Origin of the sequence: Candidatus Sodalis pierantonius str. SOPE (genome assembly GCF_000517405.1) — a bacterium.
Taxonomy (GTDB): Bacteria; Pseudomonadota; Gammaproteobacteria; order Enterobacterales; family Enterobacteriaceae; genus Sodalis_C; species Sodalis_C pierantonii.
In genome coordinates, this window is record NZ_CP006568.1 from 798,753 (window position 1) to 815,658 (window position 16,906).

Annotated in this window: 10 protein-coding genes and 8 pseudogenes; 6 read left to right on the plus strand and 12 right to left on the minus strand. The window is 53.4% G+C overall.

Translation table 11 applies throughout. From position 1 onward, the window contains the following. Positions 1 to 110: 110 nt before the first annotated feature. From SOPEG_RS27045 to SOPEG_RS04215, 7 genes and pseudogenes are all read right to left on the minus strand, one after another. Entirely contained in the window at positions 111 to 272 is a 162-nt protein-coding gene (locus tag SOPEG_RS27045; RefSeq protein ID WP_200867855.1) for a Rha family transcriptional regulator, read from the minus strand. Positions 273 to 379: 107 nt separating this feature from the next. Then, a pseudogene (locus SOPEG_RS04195) lies at positions 380 to 829 on the minus strand (phage antirepressor KilAC domain-containing protein); the annotation flags it as partial. Between the two features lie 375 nt (positions 830 to 1,204). Next, a pseudogene (locus SOPEG_RS24055) lies at positions 1,205 to 1,375 on the minus strand (Rha family transcriptional regulator); the annotation flags it as partial. 222 nt (positions 1,376 to 1,597) lie between these two features. After that, positions 1,598 to 2,807, minus strand: a pseudogene (locus SOPEG_RS04200) (IS256 family transposase). A gap of 60 nt (positions 2,808 to 2,867) precedes the next feature. Next, positions 2,868 to 3,425, minus strand: a pseudogene (locus SOPEG_RS30755) (Rha family transcriptional regulator); the annotation flags it as partial. Positions 3,426 to 3,477: 52 nt separating this feature from the next. Then, a complete protein-coding gene (locus tag SOPEG_RS04210; RefSeq protein ID WP_025244413.1) occupies positions 3,478 to 4,401 on the minus strand; it encodes an IS5 family transposase in 924 nt (307 codons plus the stop codon). A 278-nt stretch (positions 4,402 to 4,679) separates the two neighbouring features. Beyond that, the gene (locus SOPEG_RS04215; protein WP_025244414.1) at positions 4,680 to 5,036 is read right to left on the minus strand and encodes a CCDC90 family protein; all 357 of its coding nucleotides are present in this window, start codon (positions 5,034 to 5,036) and stop codon (positions 4,680 to 4,682) included. Positions 5,037 to 5,394: 358 nt separating this feature from the next. Between SOPEG_RS04215 and SOPEG_RS04220 the strand changes: the two are divergent. The 4 genes and pseudogenes from SOPEG_RS04220 (at position 5,395) to SOPEG_RS24065 (ending at position 9,965) form a co-directional block, all read left to right on the plus strand. Beyond that, a pseudogene (locus tag SOPEG_RS04220) lies at positions 5,395 to 6,324 on the plus strand (IS5 family transposase). Positions 6,325 to 6,683: 359 nt separating this feature from the next. Continuing rightward, positions 6,684 to 8,234, plus strand: coding sequence for an IS21-like element ISSoEn3 family transposase (gene istA / locus SOPEG_RS04225; protein WP_025244416.1), 1,551 nt, complete (start codon positions 6,684 to 6,686; stop codon positions 8,232 to 8,234). Positions 8,235 to 8,245: 11 nt separating this feature from the next. Continuing rightward, positions 8,246 to 8,995 (plus strand): annotated as a pseudogene (gene istB, locus SOPEG_RS04230) (IS21-like element ISSoEn3 family helper ATPase IstB). Between the two features lie 130 nt (positions 8,996 to 9,125). Further along, positions 9,126 to 9,965: a phage integrase Arm DNA-binding domain-containing protein gene (locus tag SOPEG_RS24065; protein WP_071882127.1), complete on the plus strand. Its 840-nt coding sequence runs from the start codon at positions 9,126 to 9,128 to the stop codon at positions 9,963 to 9,965. Here SOPEG_RS24065 and SOPEG_RS04240 read toward each other — a convergent pair. The 3 genes and pseudogenes from SOPEG_RS04240 to frsA all read right to left on the minus strand — a co-directional run bounded on the left by SOPEG_RS04240 (position 9,873) and on the right by frsA (position 13,092). Further along, positions 9,873 to 11,081, minus strand: coding sequence for an IS256-like element ISSoEn2 family transposase (locus SOPEG_RS04240; protein WP_025244030.1), 1,209 nt, complete (start codon positions 11,079 to 11,081; stop codon positions 9,873 to 9,875). The two genes, SOPEG_RS24065 and SOPEG_RS04240, sit on opposite strands and share 93 nt — an antisense overlap. Positions 11,082 to 11,377: 296 nt before the next feature. Then, positions 11,378 to 11,779, minus strand: a complete 402-nt coding sequence (gene crl, locus SOPEG_RS04245; RefSeq protein ID WP_025244418.1) for a sigma factor-binding protein Crl — start codon at positions 11,777 to 11,779, stop codon at positions 11,378 to 11,380. Between the two features lie 67 nt (positions 11,780 to 11,846). After that, positions 11,847 to 13,092 (minus strand): annotated as a pseudogene (gene frsA, locus SOPEG_RS04250) (esterase FrsA). On the opposite strand from frsA, the gene SOPEG_RS28485 reads away from it, so the two are divergent. Next, entirely contained in the window at positions 13,043 to 13,270 is a 228-nt protein-coding gene (locus SOPEG_RS28485; RefSeq protein WP_162149696.1) for a hypothetical protein, read from the plus strand. The pseudogene frsA and the gene SOPEG_RS28485 sit on opposite strands and share 50 nt — an antisense overlap. 164 nt (positions 13,271 to 13,434) lie before the next feature. Here SOPEG_RS28485 and gpt read toward each other — a convergent pair whose 3' ends face one another. Next, complete coding sequence (gpt, locus tag SOPEG_RS04255; protein ID WP_025244419.1) at positions 13,435 to 13,893, minus strand: xanthine phosphoribosyltransferase; 459 nt, start codon at positions 13,891 to 13,893, stop codon at positions 13,435 to 13,437. A 228-nt stretch (positions 13,894 to 14,121) separates the two neighbouring features. On the opposite strand from gpt, the gene pepD reads away from it, so the two are divergent. After that, on the plus strand, positions 14,122 to 15,582 hold the full coding sequence (gene pepD, locus SOPEG_RS04260) for a beta-Ala-His dipeptidase (RefSeq protein ID WP_025244420.1): 1,461 nt from the start codon (positions 14,122 to 14,124) through the stop codon (positions 15,580 to 15,582). A gap of 193 nt (positions 15,583 to 15,775) precedes the next feature. Here the strand turns inward: pepD and dinB are convergent. Continuing rightward, positions 15,776 to 16,822 (minus strand): annotated as a pseudogene (dinB, locus tag SOPEG_RS04265) (DNA polymerase IV); the annotation flags it as partial. Between the last annotated feature and the right edge of the window lie 84 nt (positions 16,823 to 16,906).

Genomic DNA, 16,906 nt, shown 5'->3' on the forward strand with positions numbered 1-16,906 from the left:
TTCAAGCTCATGCCAGCTTTTAATAACACGCATGCGGTGGACGACGCTGTATTCTATGAGTAAGCATTCTGTATGGTCACGATCGAGGAGATACTCCATTTGTTGGCAGTTCATGGAGTCCAAATAGATGTGCTCAAAAGTGAGCGCATCTTCCCGAGGTCAACGAGCATTTTTTCAATATCACGTTTAACGTTTTTATGTTGTTTATCTGCCAGTTTCGCAATCTCACGGCTAGACATGGTTAAAATATGTTCAGAAACTAAATTTTGCACGTGAACATTCCTCGTGGCTAAGCAATTGATGGAAAAGGATTTAGTTATGCCGGTTCGAGGCAGAAAGTTTGAGAAAGTTTCGCCAGTCCCTTAGGCGTCACTATCACCTACTCACGAATCTTGTCGGTGCCATCGTTGCAGGGGACAATCGAGATTTTATGCTCAAGGTAGCCGGACTGGATTCTGCTCTGGTAGGCCATCCAGTTCTTTCCTCCAACACGGCGATATATCCAGCCACGCTCGCGGAGGAAAGCGAACAGGTCTTTGGGGCGCACCTGCAACTCTTTGGCGGCGTTCGTGATGCGCATGCCGCCGTCAGATTTGGCGATGCGGTGCAGTGCTTTGACATCAGGGGTCATCTCTTCAACTTTGCTTTCGAGGGCGATAACCTTTTCGGTGTAGGTAAGCAGGATGCAGCGCATGGCCGCCGGGTCGTTGAGCATCTGAATTGGGTCGGCGGGGATGGCTAACTGTTTTTCCAGCTCTTGCCAGCGGTCAACCAGACGGGCCGTGAACTCGGGGCAAAGTTGAGCAACGACGATAATGCTGTCGCGCTTTGTCACTACCGATCCAAAACTGACCCACTGTGTCAATTTAAACGCTACCACCTGCGGAAAAACCTCAAAGAAAAAAGCCCATAGGAGACAATAAAAACCCAACACAATATATGCCCGTCAGCAGATGCATATTTAGCCTCTCGCCGTCGCCATTTCGATATGTCAAAAAGCGGCTCAGCAGGGAGCTGGCGCGGTTTCCGGGGCCATGCTAGTACAGAAGTTCGCTTCGCTCACGTATCGGCGCGCAGAAGCTCCTATACACCTCTGTAAGCTATTTTCGCGTCTTGTATGCCTGCGGCATAGACCACCCAAAACAGAAGCAGGTGGGTCAGTTTTACTTCGGCAGGGTGGGTCAGATTTCAATTGGCGCTGACAGCGCTTACCCTGTTCGCCCTCAAACATATAAACTGTCGTTGGGCGGCCTGCGGTGGGCTTTTCCTCAATTTGAGGAGAAGTGATTACGCCTTTGCTAATCAGCGTTTCGATAGTCCGTTTTACGTTGTCGTGACGTTTGTTAACCAGCTCAGCAATTTCAAGGCTGGACATGGTTAATGTTTGCGCAATGATTAAATTTTGTATAAGTAAAGTCCTCGCTAGTAAAAACGATGAAGATATAACCCCGGTGTATTACCGGGGCAGGAAGGAAATTTTAGTGACGTTGCAGGAACTGGCTAACGTTTGCTTGTTGCCACTTAGTCAGAGCGTGGGACATAACACTGGAGTGCTGTTGGCAGGACCCTGTACACGATTCTGTGTAAATGCCTTTTCTCAGAAGTGACCGTCCAGGCGGTCACCGAACTCGATAATAAAGCGGCTCATTGCCCATGCGCCAGTCCCTCAAAGGCATTGTCCATTTCTGTGAGGCCGCCTGTATCGCCAGCCACACCACCTTTTTCACTGCGTCGTCGGTCGGGAACACCTTGCGCTTTTTGATGGCATGCCGGATCACGCTGTTTAACAACTCGATGGCGTTGGTCGTGTAGATCACCTTGCGGATGTCCGTTGGGTAGGCAAAGAACGTGGCCAGATTGGCCCAGTTTGCCTGCCAGCTTCGACTTATTTGCGGGTAGCGGATGTCCCAGGCACTGGAGAACGCTTCCAGCGCCTGCAAGCCGGCTTCTTCCGTAGGGGCCTGATAGATAGCTTTCAGGTCGCGGGTGACGGCCTTGTAGTCCTTCCAGGAGACGAACCGCAGGCTGTTGCGCATCATATGCACGATACACAGCTGGAGCCGCGCCTCCGGATACACCGCGTTAATAGCGTCAGGGAAACCTTTCAGCTCGTCTACGCAGGCGATAAGGATATCGTTCAGGCCGCGGTTTTTCAGCTCTGTCAGCACGTTCAGCCAGAACTTTGCGCCTTCATTTTCGGCCAGCCACATACCTAGCAACTCTTTCTGGCCTTCGATGTTGATGCCCAGCGCCAGGAACACAGATTTGTTGATGATGCGGCTGTCCTGCCGGACTTTTAGAACGATACAGTCAAGATAAACAATGGGATAGACTTCATCCAGAAGCCGGTTTTGCCATTCGACAACCTGCTCCATGACCGCATCGGTGACCTTTGAGACCAGCGCCGGCGAGACATCGGCGTCATACAGCTCTTTGAACGCGGCGGCGATCTCGCGGGTGGTCATCCCTTTGGCGTACAACGATAAAATCTGGTTATCCATCCCGGTAATCCGGGTCTGGTTCTTCTTCACCAGTTGCGGTTCAAAGGAACCGTCACGATCGCGCGGAGTACGCAGCGCCAGCGGGCCATCGCCAGTGGTAACGGTTTTTGTGGAATAGCCGTTGCGGGCGTTGGTCCCCGGTTTAGGCTGATTTTTATCGTAGCCGAGGTGATGGGTCATTTCGGCATTGAGAGCTGCTTCGACGCTGATTTTTTTCAGCAGCCGATCGAAGTGACTGAGATCTTCAGGGGTTTTGAGATTTTTGGCCAGTTCGTTAGCCAGAGCCTGCAACTGGTTTTCGTCCATAAATTAACCTGTTTTTGATGTTGGATTGAACATATCAAAATCAGGCAAATACACAAATTTCTAAACAGGCTTCTGTTGGCTACTATCCTCGATCATCCGTTGCATCTCGCCAAGTACGAGATTTGCGTCTTCTTGCTGACGGAGTACTCGCTTTATAGCTTGTCGTTCTGCCTCAAAGATTGTTTGCTTTAGCTGGGTGGTCATAGAGTAGATACGGCTGCACTCTTCGGCTAATAATGGTATCTGCCGAACTTCAAAGTGCTGTGACGATGGTACGCCGGTAACGAGCCGTAGAGCATGCCAGATCCCTTGAGTCCATGCTTTTTAAAAACGGAAGCCGTTAGCCATACTCCAAACAAGATGTGTTAATCTACGAAGTTCATCGTCGGTGAATAGCTCGGCTGCTGAGGAGTTATATCTCGGCATGGCATAAAGCTCAGCTTCCATGCGGTTAAACTCTGCGATGTAGGTCTCTTTGAATGCTGCTGCCTTTTTGCCGGTAAAACCCATGACGAGGAAGACGAAGCCGTCCTTGGTCATAGTATACATCGGGAGTTTTCGGCCTGTGCTGTCGGTGTATTCACTCACCTCAAAATTGAGGGTAGTAAATTTTTCGCTTTGTTGAATAAATCCGAAATTTGTGACGACTCCCTCCCTATCAGGGCGATTGTTACATGATGCGGACGCTGTTTGGCATTCCTAACAGTGTGATCCGGTTAAGTGCTTTAACCATTGCCATTGCCTCACCTACCTGCGCGTCATAGTCATGCAGACTCAGATGACCACCCAGAAGTGTTTTAAACCGGAACATGGCCGTTTCAGCCAGTGAACGCCGGTGATAACCTACTTTCTTTTTCCAGGTATCGTTATTGCCGCTCAGATGCTGATTTGCCACCGCATGGTTACGCTCATAGTATCGAGCTGGCCAATATTGCGCACCACTTCGCGATGGGATAAGCGGCTTTATTTTTTTTCTCAGCAGAGCATCATGACAGTAACGCGTATCGTAAGCACTGTCAGCCGACGCTTCCCTGATTTTCCGGTGGGTTTGGTTAATCAGCCCGGGCAGCGCCTGCGCATCTGTCGTACCGCTTAGCGATAAATCGGCACAGATAATTTCATGTGTCACGCTATCTACTGCCAGATGAAGCTTGCGCCATACTCTGCGCCTCTCAGCCCCATGCTGCCTGACTTTCCATTCGCCTTCGCCGAAGACTTTCAGGCCGGTGCCATCGATGACCAGGTGTGAGATTTCGCCGCGGGTTGGCGTTTTTATGCTGATGTCGACGGTTTTTGCTCGCCGGCTGACCAGAGAGTAATCTGGGCAGCGCAGCGACAGCCCCATCAGTTTAAAAATTGAGTCAACGAAACCCTGTAACGCCCGGAGCGAAAGGTTAAACACGCGCTTTATCATCAGAACCGTGGTAATGGCCATATCGGTGTAGTGAAGCGGCCGGCCACGATGTTCAGGTGGTGTACTCTCAGTCCATGCAGCAATGGCTGACTCATCAAGCCATACTGTCAGGTCCCCCCGCTGCCTGAGCGCATTGTTGTATGCGGGCCAGTTGGTAATTTTAAACTTTTGCTTTGCCATGGGGACCTGATGTTGAAACGAATGTAGTGATCAGAGCCGCCAGTCACCTAAAAGTTCGATTTATTCAACAAAGCCCCCATATACAGCAATCAAAAACAGAAGTCCCCCGCCCTCATTGACGCAAGGATAAACCATGCGCTATAGCCATCGCGTTATACACATCTTATGAAAGTCTTTATAAATCAATTTGTTACTCAAAAAATTTTTAATAACTCATTGTTTTGAAAGGCTTTTATGAAGATGTGTATAACGCGATGGCTATAGAGCACAGGCCAGTGCTACATTTTAAGAATGGCGGCTATGATGCTGACACCGGCAGCGACCATCAACCCGAGCCGGACTGTCATCTGCAAGCCAAGCTTATCGAAACGAGCCTCGATTTTGTCAAAGCGTGCCTGCATCTGGACTTCGTTTTTTTCAAAACGGGCATCCATATCTTTACGGACATCAACAATATCGTGCTTCACATCGCTGATATCACGTTTTACGTCATTGATATCAGCTTTCGTAGCAATATTAGCCACTTCGTGCGACTTACGTACAACAAGCGATATGGCTTTGGCTTGCTCTTTCTTCAGGCCAGATTTTTCCAGCGTCTCGACAAATTCTTGAGTATCAAATGCAACTTGACCCATAGGGGATGCCTCCTCTTTTGGGCAAGTGTAACCTAGCAATCGTATTGACGGAAGATCAACCCATGCGCTATAGTCACTCTGCATTTGCAAATTCAGGTGCCGGGTTTAGCACCCCGTTGAGATCATCGCGACAGAAATGACACGCCGCGAGCGTGTTTTCTTATGTCGCACCGAGTCACATATCAATGGTGAACTGAGGAGGGCAGCCGTAAGGCTGGCCGTATGATGATCCCGGTAGTGCTAACCCTATTCAGTTCACCACCAGCGAGTTTAGCACCTCAGGGGCTTTGTTGAATAAATCGAACTTTTAGGTGACTGGCGGCTCTGATCACTACATTCGTTTCAACATCAGGTCCCCATGGCAAAGCAAAAGTTTAAAATTACCAACTGGCCCGCATATTAACAATGCGCTCAGGCAGCGGGGGGACCTGACAGTATGGCTTGATGAGTCAGCCATTGCTGCATGGACTGAGAGTACACCACCTGAATGAACATCGTGGCCGGCCGCTTCACTACACCGATATGGCCATTACCACGGTTCTGATGATAAAGCGCGTGTTTAACCTTTCGCTCCGGGCGTTACAGGGTTTCGTTGACTCGATTTTTAAACTGATGGGGCTGTCGCTGCGCTGCCCAGATTACTCTCTGGTCAGCCGGCGAGCAAAAACCGTCGACATCAGCATAAAAACGCCAACCCGCGGCGAAATCTCACACCTGGTCATCGATGGCACCGGCCTGAAAGTCTTCGGCGAAGGCGAATGGAAAGTCAGGCAGCATGGGGCTGAGAGGCGCAGAGTATGGCGCAAGCTTCATCTGGCAGTAGATAGCGTGACACATGAAATTATCTGTGCCGATTTATTGCTAAGCGGTACGACAGATGCGCAGGCGCTGCCCGGGCTGATTAACCAAACCCACCGGAAAATCAGGGAAGCGTCGGCTGACAGTGCTTACGATACGCGTTACTGTCATGATGCTTTGCTGAGGAAAAAAATAAAGCCGCTTATCCCACCGCGAAGTGGTGCGCAATATTGGCCAGCTCGATACCATGAGCGTAACCATGCGGTGGCAAATCAGCATCTGAGCGGCAATAACGATACCTGGAAAAAGAAAGTAGGTTATCACCGGCGTTCACTGGCTGAAACGGCCATGTTCCGGTTTAAAACACTTCTGAGTGGTCATCTGAGTCTGCATGACTATGACGCGCAGGTAGGTGAGGCTATGGCAATGGTTAAAGCACTTAACCGGATCACACTGTTTAGGAATGCCAAACAGCGTCCGCATCATGTAACAATCGCCCTGATAGGGAGGAAGTCGTCACAAATTTCGGATTTATTCAACAAAGCAGCGGCAAGCCCGTTCGCGCTGTATGGAAACACTTAGACGCGCAGCCCGAGGCGGGCGTTTTTTTCCCGCCAGCCATATTTGAAGGTCGGGAATATTTGGTTGACGAAGACGCTGAGAAGCTTACCCGAAACAATACCTTCAGCCCATCCAGAACTGTTCACCCCGCATTACTATCGAGAATTGCTGGTTCCGGTCACATCCGATCACTGATTCCGGTCGCCCGATCAGCGATTCCGATTCTGTCCGATCGCTCATCTTCTGTTCCGCCATACTCTGGAGACTTTTAGCTTCCGGGGGCATGGCATGGCACGTAAAAAGAAGAAAGCGAGAACGGAAATGTGCATCTATATTAATGTCTTACGTATGAAATTCGAGCAGCGTCGCTCGAATCGCACTATCGCAGCAGCGCTCGGCATAGGCTGTACTACCGTGCACGATATCCTCGGCCGATTCACGGTAGCTAACCTGGTCTGGCCATTGCCGGCGGAACTGTCCCCCGTCGACCTCGACCGCCTGCTCTATCCCGGCAAATCCGGAAAAGTTATCAATACTTTACCCAGCTGGCTTGATATCGATACCGAGTTAAGCCGCAAGGGCATGACCAAGCAGCTGCTCTGGATGGAATATCAGTCCGCCGTGGGCGGTGATGCCCTCGGTTACTCACAGTTTTGTGCACTGTTCCGTGACTGGAAAAAGAAGCAGCGGTGTTCCATGCGCATGGAGCACAAGGCTGGCGAAAAGCTCTTCATCGACTTCTGTGGCCCCACCGTACCTATCGTCAACCCTGCGACCGGTAGCGTACGCCAGGTCGCTATCTTCGTCGCTGCCATGGGCGTGTCAGGCTATGCGTATATCGAAGCCTGCGAAGGCCAGGACATGGCATCGTGGCTCAACGCCAATAGCCACTGCCTGCACTTCATGGGTGGGGTTCCGGAGCTGATGATACCTGATAATCTGCGCAGCGCTGTCAGCACCCCTGACCGCTATGAGCCGGTCATAAACCAAAGCTACCAGGCGCTGGCAAATCACTATGAGACAGTGGTGCTACCGGCGCGCCCGAGAAAACCGAAAGACAAGGCGAAGGCAGAATCAACTGTGCAGCTGGTAGAACGCTGGGTTTTGGCCCGGTTGCGTAAACGTAGGTTCTACTCGCTGGCCGAACTCAACCAGGTGATACGAGAACTCAATCATGAGTTGAATCTGCACCCGATGCGTCATTACGGCGGACAAAGTCGCCTTGAACGCTTCGAGCAGCTGGACAAACCGGCTCTTGGGCCTCTACCGCCCACACAATGGGAATACAGTGAGTATCTCGTTGCCCGAGTGGGACCTGATTACCACATAGACTACGGCAAAAACTGGTACTCGGTGCCGCATCCGCTGGTTGGCGAGCGCGTTGACGTCATCGCCACCCAACGGCTGGTGCAAATCCACCATAAGGGCGTCTGCGTGGCTACGCACCCTCGCAGCGATAACGCCTATAGGCACACGACTCAGGCGGCGCACATGCCGGCTAACCATAAGGGGCAGAGTCAGTGGACGCCGGAAAGGCTGTGCAGTTGGGCGCTGTCGGTGGGTGTGTGCACACTGAAAGTGGTCGAGTCCATCCAAAAGAGCAAAGCCCATCCGGAGCAGGCTTACCGCTCCGTGCTGGGGCTACTCAATCTGCAACGGCGCTATGAGACGACGCGACTGGAGAAGGCCTGCGCGCTGGCGTTGGAGAAAGGGTGCATTAACCGCTCTTTCATAGCCAACGTATTGAAACACGGTCGTGAAAGTGAGGTCACCCAGGACGGAGCCGGCGTATCAATGCTGGTTCACGAAAACCTCCGAGGTCCGGACAGTTATCACTAAGGAGAATAAATATGGATACACTGTTAATGGCTCTGCGAGAGCTGAAGTTGTCGGCAATGGTCCAGGCGTTGGAGACGCAACGCGAACTCCCGGGGAGTTATGGGGAGCTGGGGTTCGAGGAGCGGTTGTCGTTGATGGTAGAAGCGGAAAATTTGCATAGAAAAAACAACCACATATGCCGTCTTCGACGGCAATTGCAAATGCGCTTGCAGGCAAAACCGGAAGATATCCGCTATATCCCTAGCCGAGGAGTGACACTGGAACAGATGCGAGATCTGCTAGGGGGACAATATCTGAAATATCAGAAAAGCATACTCATCACGGGGCCGACAGGTACGGGCAAAACCTGACTCAGTTGTGCGCTTAGTGAGCAGGCATGCCGGCAGCAATATAGCGTGCGTTACTGGCGAGTGGGTCGGTTGCTGGCCCATCTTCACCAGTGTCAGGTAGACGGGACCTATCTAAAACAGCTTAAGCAGTTAGAAAAAATAGAGTTACTGATCTTGGACGATGTGGGCCTAGAATCAATAAGTCCGATGCAGGCAACGATGCTGTTGGAGGTGATGGAAGATCGCTACGACAAAAGCAGCAGCATCCTGATCAGTCAACTGCCGGTGAAAAAATGGTATGGACTGATAGAAAACCCTACGACAGCTGACGCGTTACTCGATCGGTCAGTACACCCCAGCTATAGACTGGAACTTAAAGGCGAATCACTACGCAAAGAGCAAGGAGTAGCCAGCACAGGAAAAATAGACTAAACCCGAGTCAGAAGATGAGCGAACACGTGATCGAATATCACTGGAATGGGTGATCGGAAAATATCGGAATAACTGATCGGATGTCGCCGGAAAAGCTGATCGGATACGTCGGAATCTGCAAGAATAAAAAATGGCACGCCGCCGGAGAAGCTATAAGAACCGCGATTTGCCGCCAAACTTGCAACTCCGAAATGGTGGCTATTTTTGCTACCGAGATCCGCGCACAGGGAAAGAGTATGGCATTGGGCGAGATAAACGAGAGGCAATAACAGAAGCTATCTCTACCAATATGGTAATTTATGGATTGGCGAGAAAAGCAAGCTTGCTTGACCGTATTAACGGCACATCTCGAGTAACCCTCAGTGAATTGATATCACGCTATCTAATAATACTAGAAAGAAGAAACATTAAACCAAAAACAATGACAGAATACAAGGGATATCTAGGAACAATCAAAGGATATCTGGGAGAATATCCAATTCAACAAGTAGAAACCAAAGATATCGCCGTTTTTCTTGAACAGTGGGGGCAAGCAGGGAAAGCGACGATGGCTAATAAACTAAGAATGGCTGCCATCGATTTATTTCGTGAAGCAATCGCTGAAGGAATTATCACACAAAATCCAGCAGAAGCGACTCGCAATCAGCGGGTAACAATACGGCGTGAGCGTATAACACTAGAGGAATATGATGTTATCCGTGACGCCGCAGACACATATCTGCCTGCATGGATTGCCCCCTATTTTGACCTCGCTTTGGTTACAGGTCAACGACTGGGCGACATACAGGCGCTACGCTGGGAGAATTTTAAAGACGGACGCCTTTATATCAAACAAGAAAAAACGACCCTGTACACGATTCTGTGTAAATGCCTTTTCTCAGAAGTGACCGTCCAGGCGGTCACCGAACTCGATAATAAAGCGGCTCATTGCCATGCGCCAGTCCCTCAAAGGCATTGTCCATTTCTGTGAGGCCGCCTGTATCGCCAGCCACACCACCTTTTTCACTGCGTCGTCGGTCGGGAACACTTTGCGCTTTTTGATAGCATGCCGGATCACGCTGTTTAACGACTCGATGGCGTTGGTCGTGTAGATCACCTTGCGGATGTCCGTTGGGTAGGCAAAGAACGTGGCCAGATTGGCCCAGTTTGCCTGCCAGCTTCGACTTATTTGCGGGTAGCGGATGTCCCAGGCACTGGAGAACGCTTCCAGCGCCTGCAAGCCGGCTTCTTCCGTAGGGGCCTGATAGATAGCTTTCAGGTCGCGGGTGACGGCCTTGTAGTCCTTCCAGGAGACGAACCGCAGGCTGTTGCGCACCATATGCACGATACACAGCTGGAGCCGCGCCTCCGGATACACCGCGTTAATAGCGTCAGGGAAACCTTTCAGCCCGTCTACGCAGGCGATAAGGATATCGTTCAGGCCGCGGTTTTTCAGCTCTGTCAGCACGTTCAGCCAGAACTTTGCGCCTTCATTTTCGGCCAGCCACATACCTAGCAACTCTTTCTGGCCTTCGATGTTGATGCCCAGCGCCAGGAACACAGATTTGTTGATGATGCGGCTGTCCTGCCGGACTTTTAGAACGATACAGTCAAGATAAACAATGGGATAGACTGCATCCAGAGGCCGGTTTTGCCATTCAACAACCTGCTCCATGACCGCATCGGTGACCTTTGAGACCAGCGCCGGCGAGACATCGGCGTCATACAGCTCTTTGAACGCGGCGGCGATCTCGCGGGTGGTCATCCCTTTGGCGTACAACGATAAAATCTGATTATCCATCCCGGTAATCCGGGTCTGGTTCTTCTTCACCAGTTGCGGTTCAAAGGAACCGTCACGATCGCGCGGAGTACGCAGCGCCAGCGGGCCATCGCCAGTGGTAACGGTTTTTGTGGAATAGCCGTTGCGGGCGTTGGTCCCCGGTTTAGGCTGATTTTTATCGTAGCCGAGGTGATGGGTCATTTCGGCATTGAGAGCTGCTTCGACGCTGATTTTTTTCAGCAGCCGATCGAAGTGACTGAGATCTTCAGGGGTTTTGAGATTTTTGGCTAGTTCGTTAGCCAGAGCCTGCAACTGTTTTTCGTCCATAAATTAACCTGTTTTTGATGTTGGATTGAACATATCAAAATCAGGCAAATACACAAATTTCTAAACAGGCTCGAGCACCATTGGCGCACCAGTTCGACAATGTGCGCGATTAAGCCGGCGCGAACCGCCGGTGAGGACACTGGTGCCTAATTTTACCACCAGGGTCTGGCTGCTGTTCATAACGATATCTGCCGTTAAGGATGTTGATTGACTTAATGGTTGCCTGCCGCCGAGGGGGTTCAAGCGCTATGCCAGCCAGCATAGCGCGAAACGAATGAGAAAGCAGGAGCGGAAAATCAGGCGGTTAGGCTGAATGGCTGTTCTTTAAACGCGTCGGCAGGCTCCAGCTTCATATTCATCGTTGCGATATAGGCGCGCAGTCGGGTATGAAAGGCGCGCAGTGAACTCTCCAATTTATCGATGACTTCCTGGTCGCTGAATTCGCTCTCGGTCCACTTGCCTTCTTTGTCAAATTTACCCAGATGGTACGTATAAGTATAACGCTTCGCTTCCGCTTCCAAATTGATCCACCAGCCCCAAAACTCACGTTTCTCAGGCGCAGGCTGCATGTTGATGCAAACGGCGAGACAGTCGAAGAAAAAATGGTTGTCGCTGCACTGACCTTCACGGATATACGGGCCGAGGGCGGTAAAGCCTTTCAACACTTTGCCCCGGGGATGTCCACTCACTAACGCCATGCTATAACCTCACTTTGCTTATTGTTCACCTTAAAGAGCAAACAAACGATAGTGCTATATTAATGTTTCAAATTGTTTTCAGCCAGCGGCTGATCTCCGCGAGCGACAGATGGAAATTGCGGTACAGCGGCGATTCCTTAATCGGCAACAGCTTTCCCGCCCGCGAAGAGGAGACAATCAGCTGCGCCTCGGCCGGCGGGCTAAAGGGGTCGTCGGGCCAGCAGCCCGCCAGAATCGGCGTGGGACAACTGCGGCCGAGCAGGCCCTGCACTTTAAGGGAGTAACTATTAAGCTCGGTTTTCAACGCGCCATCAGCGACCCCCGCCATGCCGATGCGGCTCGCCAGCACATCGAGATACATGTTCGGCGCCCTAGCCTGGCGTTCGCCGTCGGTCAGTAACGCATGCACCACCGGACCGAGGCAGGCGACGCCCCTGAGCCGCTGCGGTCCAAGGTAGGCGAGTCTTACCGCGATATTGGCGCCAAAGCGGAAGCCGAAAGCGCTAACGCGGCGCGAGTCAACCCAGTGAACGGCTGCCAGGCCACGCAATACCTGCTGATGGAGAAAACTGGTGTCCTGACTGAGTTTCCATTTGGCGGAGAAGCCGATCGAGGGCATATCGATAGTCAACATCGCCAGACCGGCGGGGGCGAAGTAGTCGTGAAACAGCCGATAGGTATCGTTTTGCAGCATATCCAGACTGCCGCACATCAACACAGTTGGATAAGGCGCTCGCCCCGTCGGCGGCAGATGCAAGAAACCGGTAACATTGCCGCCGCCGCTGACCGGGAAATCCAGCTGCTTGATTTCATGCGGCAGGTGCTTGGCCGCTTCTTCCCAGGCGTGGTTGGCCAGCGTCTGCGCCTGTTCCGCCAGCATATCCCCTTTCAAATGCGGATAGCTGGCGATGCTGTAAAAGCGGGCCGCCTGTAGCCAGTCGCGCGCCGCAGTAGCGCCGTCGACGTTCTCCATAGCACGCTGCTGCCAGGCCATGCCCTGGTGCGACCATTCGTAGATCCAGTTGCCGCCGCGGTAGCCGAACACGGTATCCAGCAGCCGGTCGTCGGTGTGGGGCGCGCGACTGGCGGCGATACGCGCCAGCACTTCTTCTATATTCCCACGGGTTGATGCCGCGCCAAATCCACATCAGGCGGTTGATTAACCGGTACCAGTTGCCGGGATTAGCGCCGTCCAGCGCCGACAATATGCTTTTTTGCCCGCCGTGATGGACCCGAGCCACCAGCGTGGAGGTTTCGCGGTGTTTGACCGAGGGTTTGAATAGGGTTTCGCTCAGATTGTTTTCTGCTACCATTGAGCATCGTCTCCAAAGACGGGTTCTGGAATACCGGAACGATGCCTGCAAGGTTAACCATTCAAACAAACGCCCGGCGATGCCGGGCGTCAGGAAAACGGTGTTTGTCGCCGCACAAGGGAATACCGTGGCAACAATGAACCCGGAGTTCCAAGCGATGATTGCGCTAACGCATTAAGCGGCCGTCGCACCGTAGGCCCGCCGCGGGTTTAACGGCCTGAAGCGGCCTATACACTCGTTAGCCGCCACCGGTAACAGGCGAACGCTTTGCGCAACTGCGCCCCCCCCCCCCACCTGGCGGGCAGAAGGACTATCGTGTGCATGTCCCTGGCGGCAGAAGGACTATTTGCCCGCCAGCGGCGACACAAACACCACGCCCATATCCCAAGGCTGCTCAATCCAAGTGTTCTGCGGAATATCGATGATGTAATCATCCACCAGCGGTCGGCCGGCTGGTTTGGCGAAAATGGTGACAAAATGCGCCTTGGGGTACATCTCGCGAATCGCTTTGGCGGTCCCGCCGGTGTCCACCAGATCGTCAACCACGATACACCCTTCGCCGTCCCCTTCCGCGCGTTTTAACACGTTCAAATCGCGCTGGTTGTCGTGATCATAGCTGGAGATGCACACGGTATCCACATGGCGGATGCCCAGCTCGCGGGCCAGCAATGCGCCCGGCACCAGACCGCCACGGCTGACCGCAATAATCCCATTCCATTGTTCAGCGGGCAGCAGGCGTTTGGCCATGGTACGCGCATGGATTTGCAACATGTCCCAGGTAACGACGTATTTTTCGCTCATAAATTCAGTCCCAGCCGGCTTGGGTCGGCTTAAAAAGTCTCAGGGGAAAAAAAGGTTGCGCGGGATTATAGAGACGCAGCCGTCTAAATACCAGTATCTCCCCCTTTTTAACCTCAGTTTCACCCTCTGGTAAAGTAAAGTGGTATTCTGGGTTGACTCGGGTTGCTCCGCTGCTGGCCGCTCGCCGCCGCCAGCGCGGTTTTTACGATATCACAGGAGTTTTTTATCGTGTCTGAATTGTCTCAACTTACGCCCCAGCCGCTGTGGGATATCTTCGCCAACATTTGCGCAATCCCACACCCGTCCTACCATGAGGAAGCGCTGGCCACGCATATCCTACAGTGGGCGCAGGGAAAGGGTCTGTTCGCCGAACGCGACCAGGTTGGCAATATCCTGATTCGCAAGCCGGCAACGCCGGGTTATGAAAATCGCCGTCCGGTGGCGATGCAGGCGCACCTGGACATGGTGCCGCAGAAAAACAGCGATACCACTCATAATTTTACCCAAGATCCCATCCAGCCTTGGATAGACGGCGAATGGGTCAAGGCGCGCGGCACGACGCTCGGCGCCGATAACGGTATCGGCATGGCGTCGGCCCTGGCGGTGCTGGCCGACGACAGCGTAGAACATGGTCCGCTGGAAGTGCTGCTGACCATGACCGAAGAAACCGGGATGGAAGGCGCTTTCGGCCTGCAGCCCGGTTGGCTGCAGAGCGAGATCCTCATCAATACCGACTCCGAAGAGGAAGGCGAAATCTATATGGGCTGCGCCGGCGGCGTTGACTTCAAAACCCAGCTGCCGCTCAGCCGCGAAACGGTGCCGGCCGGATATCACAAGGTGCGGGTGGCCTTGACGGGTTTAAGAGGCGGCCACTCCGGCGGCGATATCCATCTGGGGCTTGGCAACGCCAATAAGCTGCTGGCCCGCTTCCTGGCGGATTTTTGCGCTACGCTGGACATTCGTCTGCTGGATATTAACGGCGGAACGCTGCGCAACGCCATTCCGCGCGAAGCGTTTGCTATCCTGGCGCTGCCGCGCGAGGATGTCGACACCCTGCGCGCCCAGGCGCGTGCCTATCTGGCGATGATTGAGAGCGAATTGGCGGCAGTCGAGAAAAAAACGGTGCTGGACGTCAGCGACAGCCAGCACGACGGGCAGGCGCTGACCAAAGCCTGCGGCGACCGGCTTATCGCGTTGCTCCATGCGATGCCGAACGGCGTTATTCGGATGAGCGATGACGTGAAAGGCGTCGTTGAAACCTCGCTAAACGTCGGCGTAGTGTCGATGGATGCTGACAAAGCCGAAATCCGCTGTCTGATCCGCTCGCTTATCGACAGCGGCAAGCTGCAAGTGGAAGGGATGCTGCATGCGCTGGGACGGCTGGCCGGCGCCACCACGGTTGCCAAGGGGAGCTATCCCGGATGGAAACCGGACGCCAACTCGCCGGTGATGCATGTGGTGCGCGATACCTATCGGCAGCTGTTTAACAAAACGCCCAATATTCAGGTCATCCATGCGGGTCTGGAATGCGGGCTGTTCAAAAAACCCTACCCCGATATGGATATGGTTTCCATCGGGCCGACCATTACCGGTCCGCATTCGCCGGATGAACAAGTGCATATCGCGAGCGTTGGCCAATACTGGACGCTGCTGACCGCGCTGCTAAAAGCGATTCCCATCAAGGCATGAACCAGCCCGGCGCTGGCCTGGTAGCCGGCGCCGGACACTATCTTTTACGTAGCCTATCAACCCGCCGGCCCCGACGCCCAGAGCGACCCACTTATGGGTCAGAGGGTGACGTTTTCACCGCCCGCGCCTGAGGCGTGTGGCCAGTGGCCGCTACTGGCCTAAAGGGAGGGGGGTTCCGCTCCTCTTCCCAATTCAGCAGCAATTGACGTTCCAGCTGCGGATCCATTAACATGACATGTAACCCCACCAGCCGAACGCCGCGATCACCGCGGCGCTGTTCCCAGGCCTGACGCGCGATGGCTATCAGATCCGTTTTATTAAGCCGCGGCCAGACATGCTCTTGCGTCGTCTGCTGAAAATCGGCGAACTTAAGTTTAATACCTTGACGGGCAATCTGTAGATCGGGACGCACCCGGGCGAGGCGCCGCTCCAGCTCGGGGTAGAGGTGGTCGATAATATCCTCGCACGCTTCCCAGCGGGTGATATCTTGCGCCAGGGTGCGTTCGACGCCGACCGACTTGCGCAGCCGGTCGGCGGACACTTGCCGTTCATCAATGCCGTGCGAGCGTTCCCAAATTACCCGGCCGAATTTGCCAAATTGGCGCAGTAGCGTCGCCAAATCAAATTGCTGCACGTCGGCGCAGGTGACAAGCCCCATCTCGCCGAGTTTTTTGGCGGTCACCTTGCCGACGCCCGGGATCTTCGCCAACGGCAGTTGCAGCAAGAACGCCGGCATGGCGGCAGGGGTAATGACATATTGGCCGTTGGGTTTATTGAGATCGGAGGCGATTTTCGCTAAAAACTTAACCGGCGCCACGCCCGCCGAGGCCGTTAGCCGCAGCTCATCGGCAATCTCCTGACGGATAGCGCGCGCCATCAGGGTGGCGGAACCATCGCAGCAATCGCTGTCGGTAACGTCCATAAACGCCTCATCCAGCGACAGCGGCTCGATGAGCGAGGTATAGCGGGCGAAAATGGAGCGGATATGATCCGAAGCCTCTTTATACACCGCCATGCGGCCGGGGATCACCGTCAGATGGGGGCAGAGTTTTAGCGCCATGGCGGTGGACATAGCGCTATGCACGCCATAGCGCCGCGCCGGATAATTGGCGGTACTGATGACGCCGCGGCGATCGGCGCTGCCGCCGATCGCCAGCGGGATGTCGCGCAGGTGCGGATTATCGCGCATTTCGACCGCGGCAAAAAAGCAGTCCATATCGACATGTATGATTTTACGCATCCTGCCCCCTTAACCTGTACAAGTATGGGTCTTCCCCTGTTGTGGTGGCTAAGGGCATTATGATGGCAGTCTTGATTTTTGAGG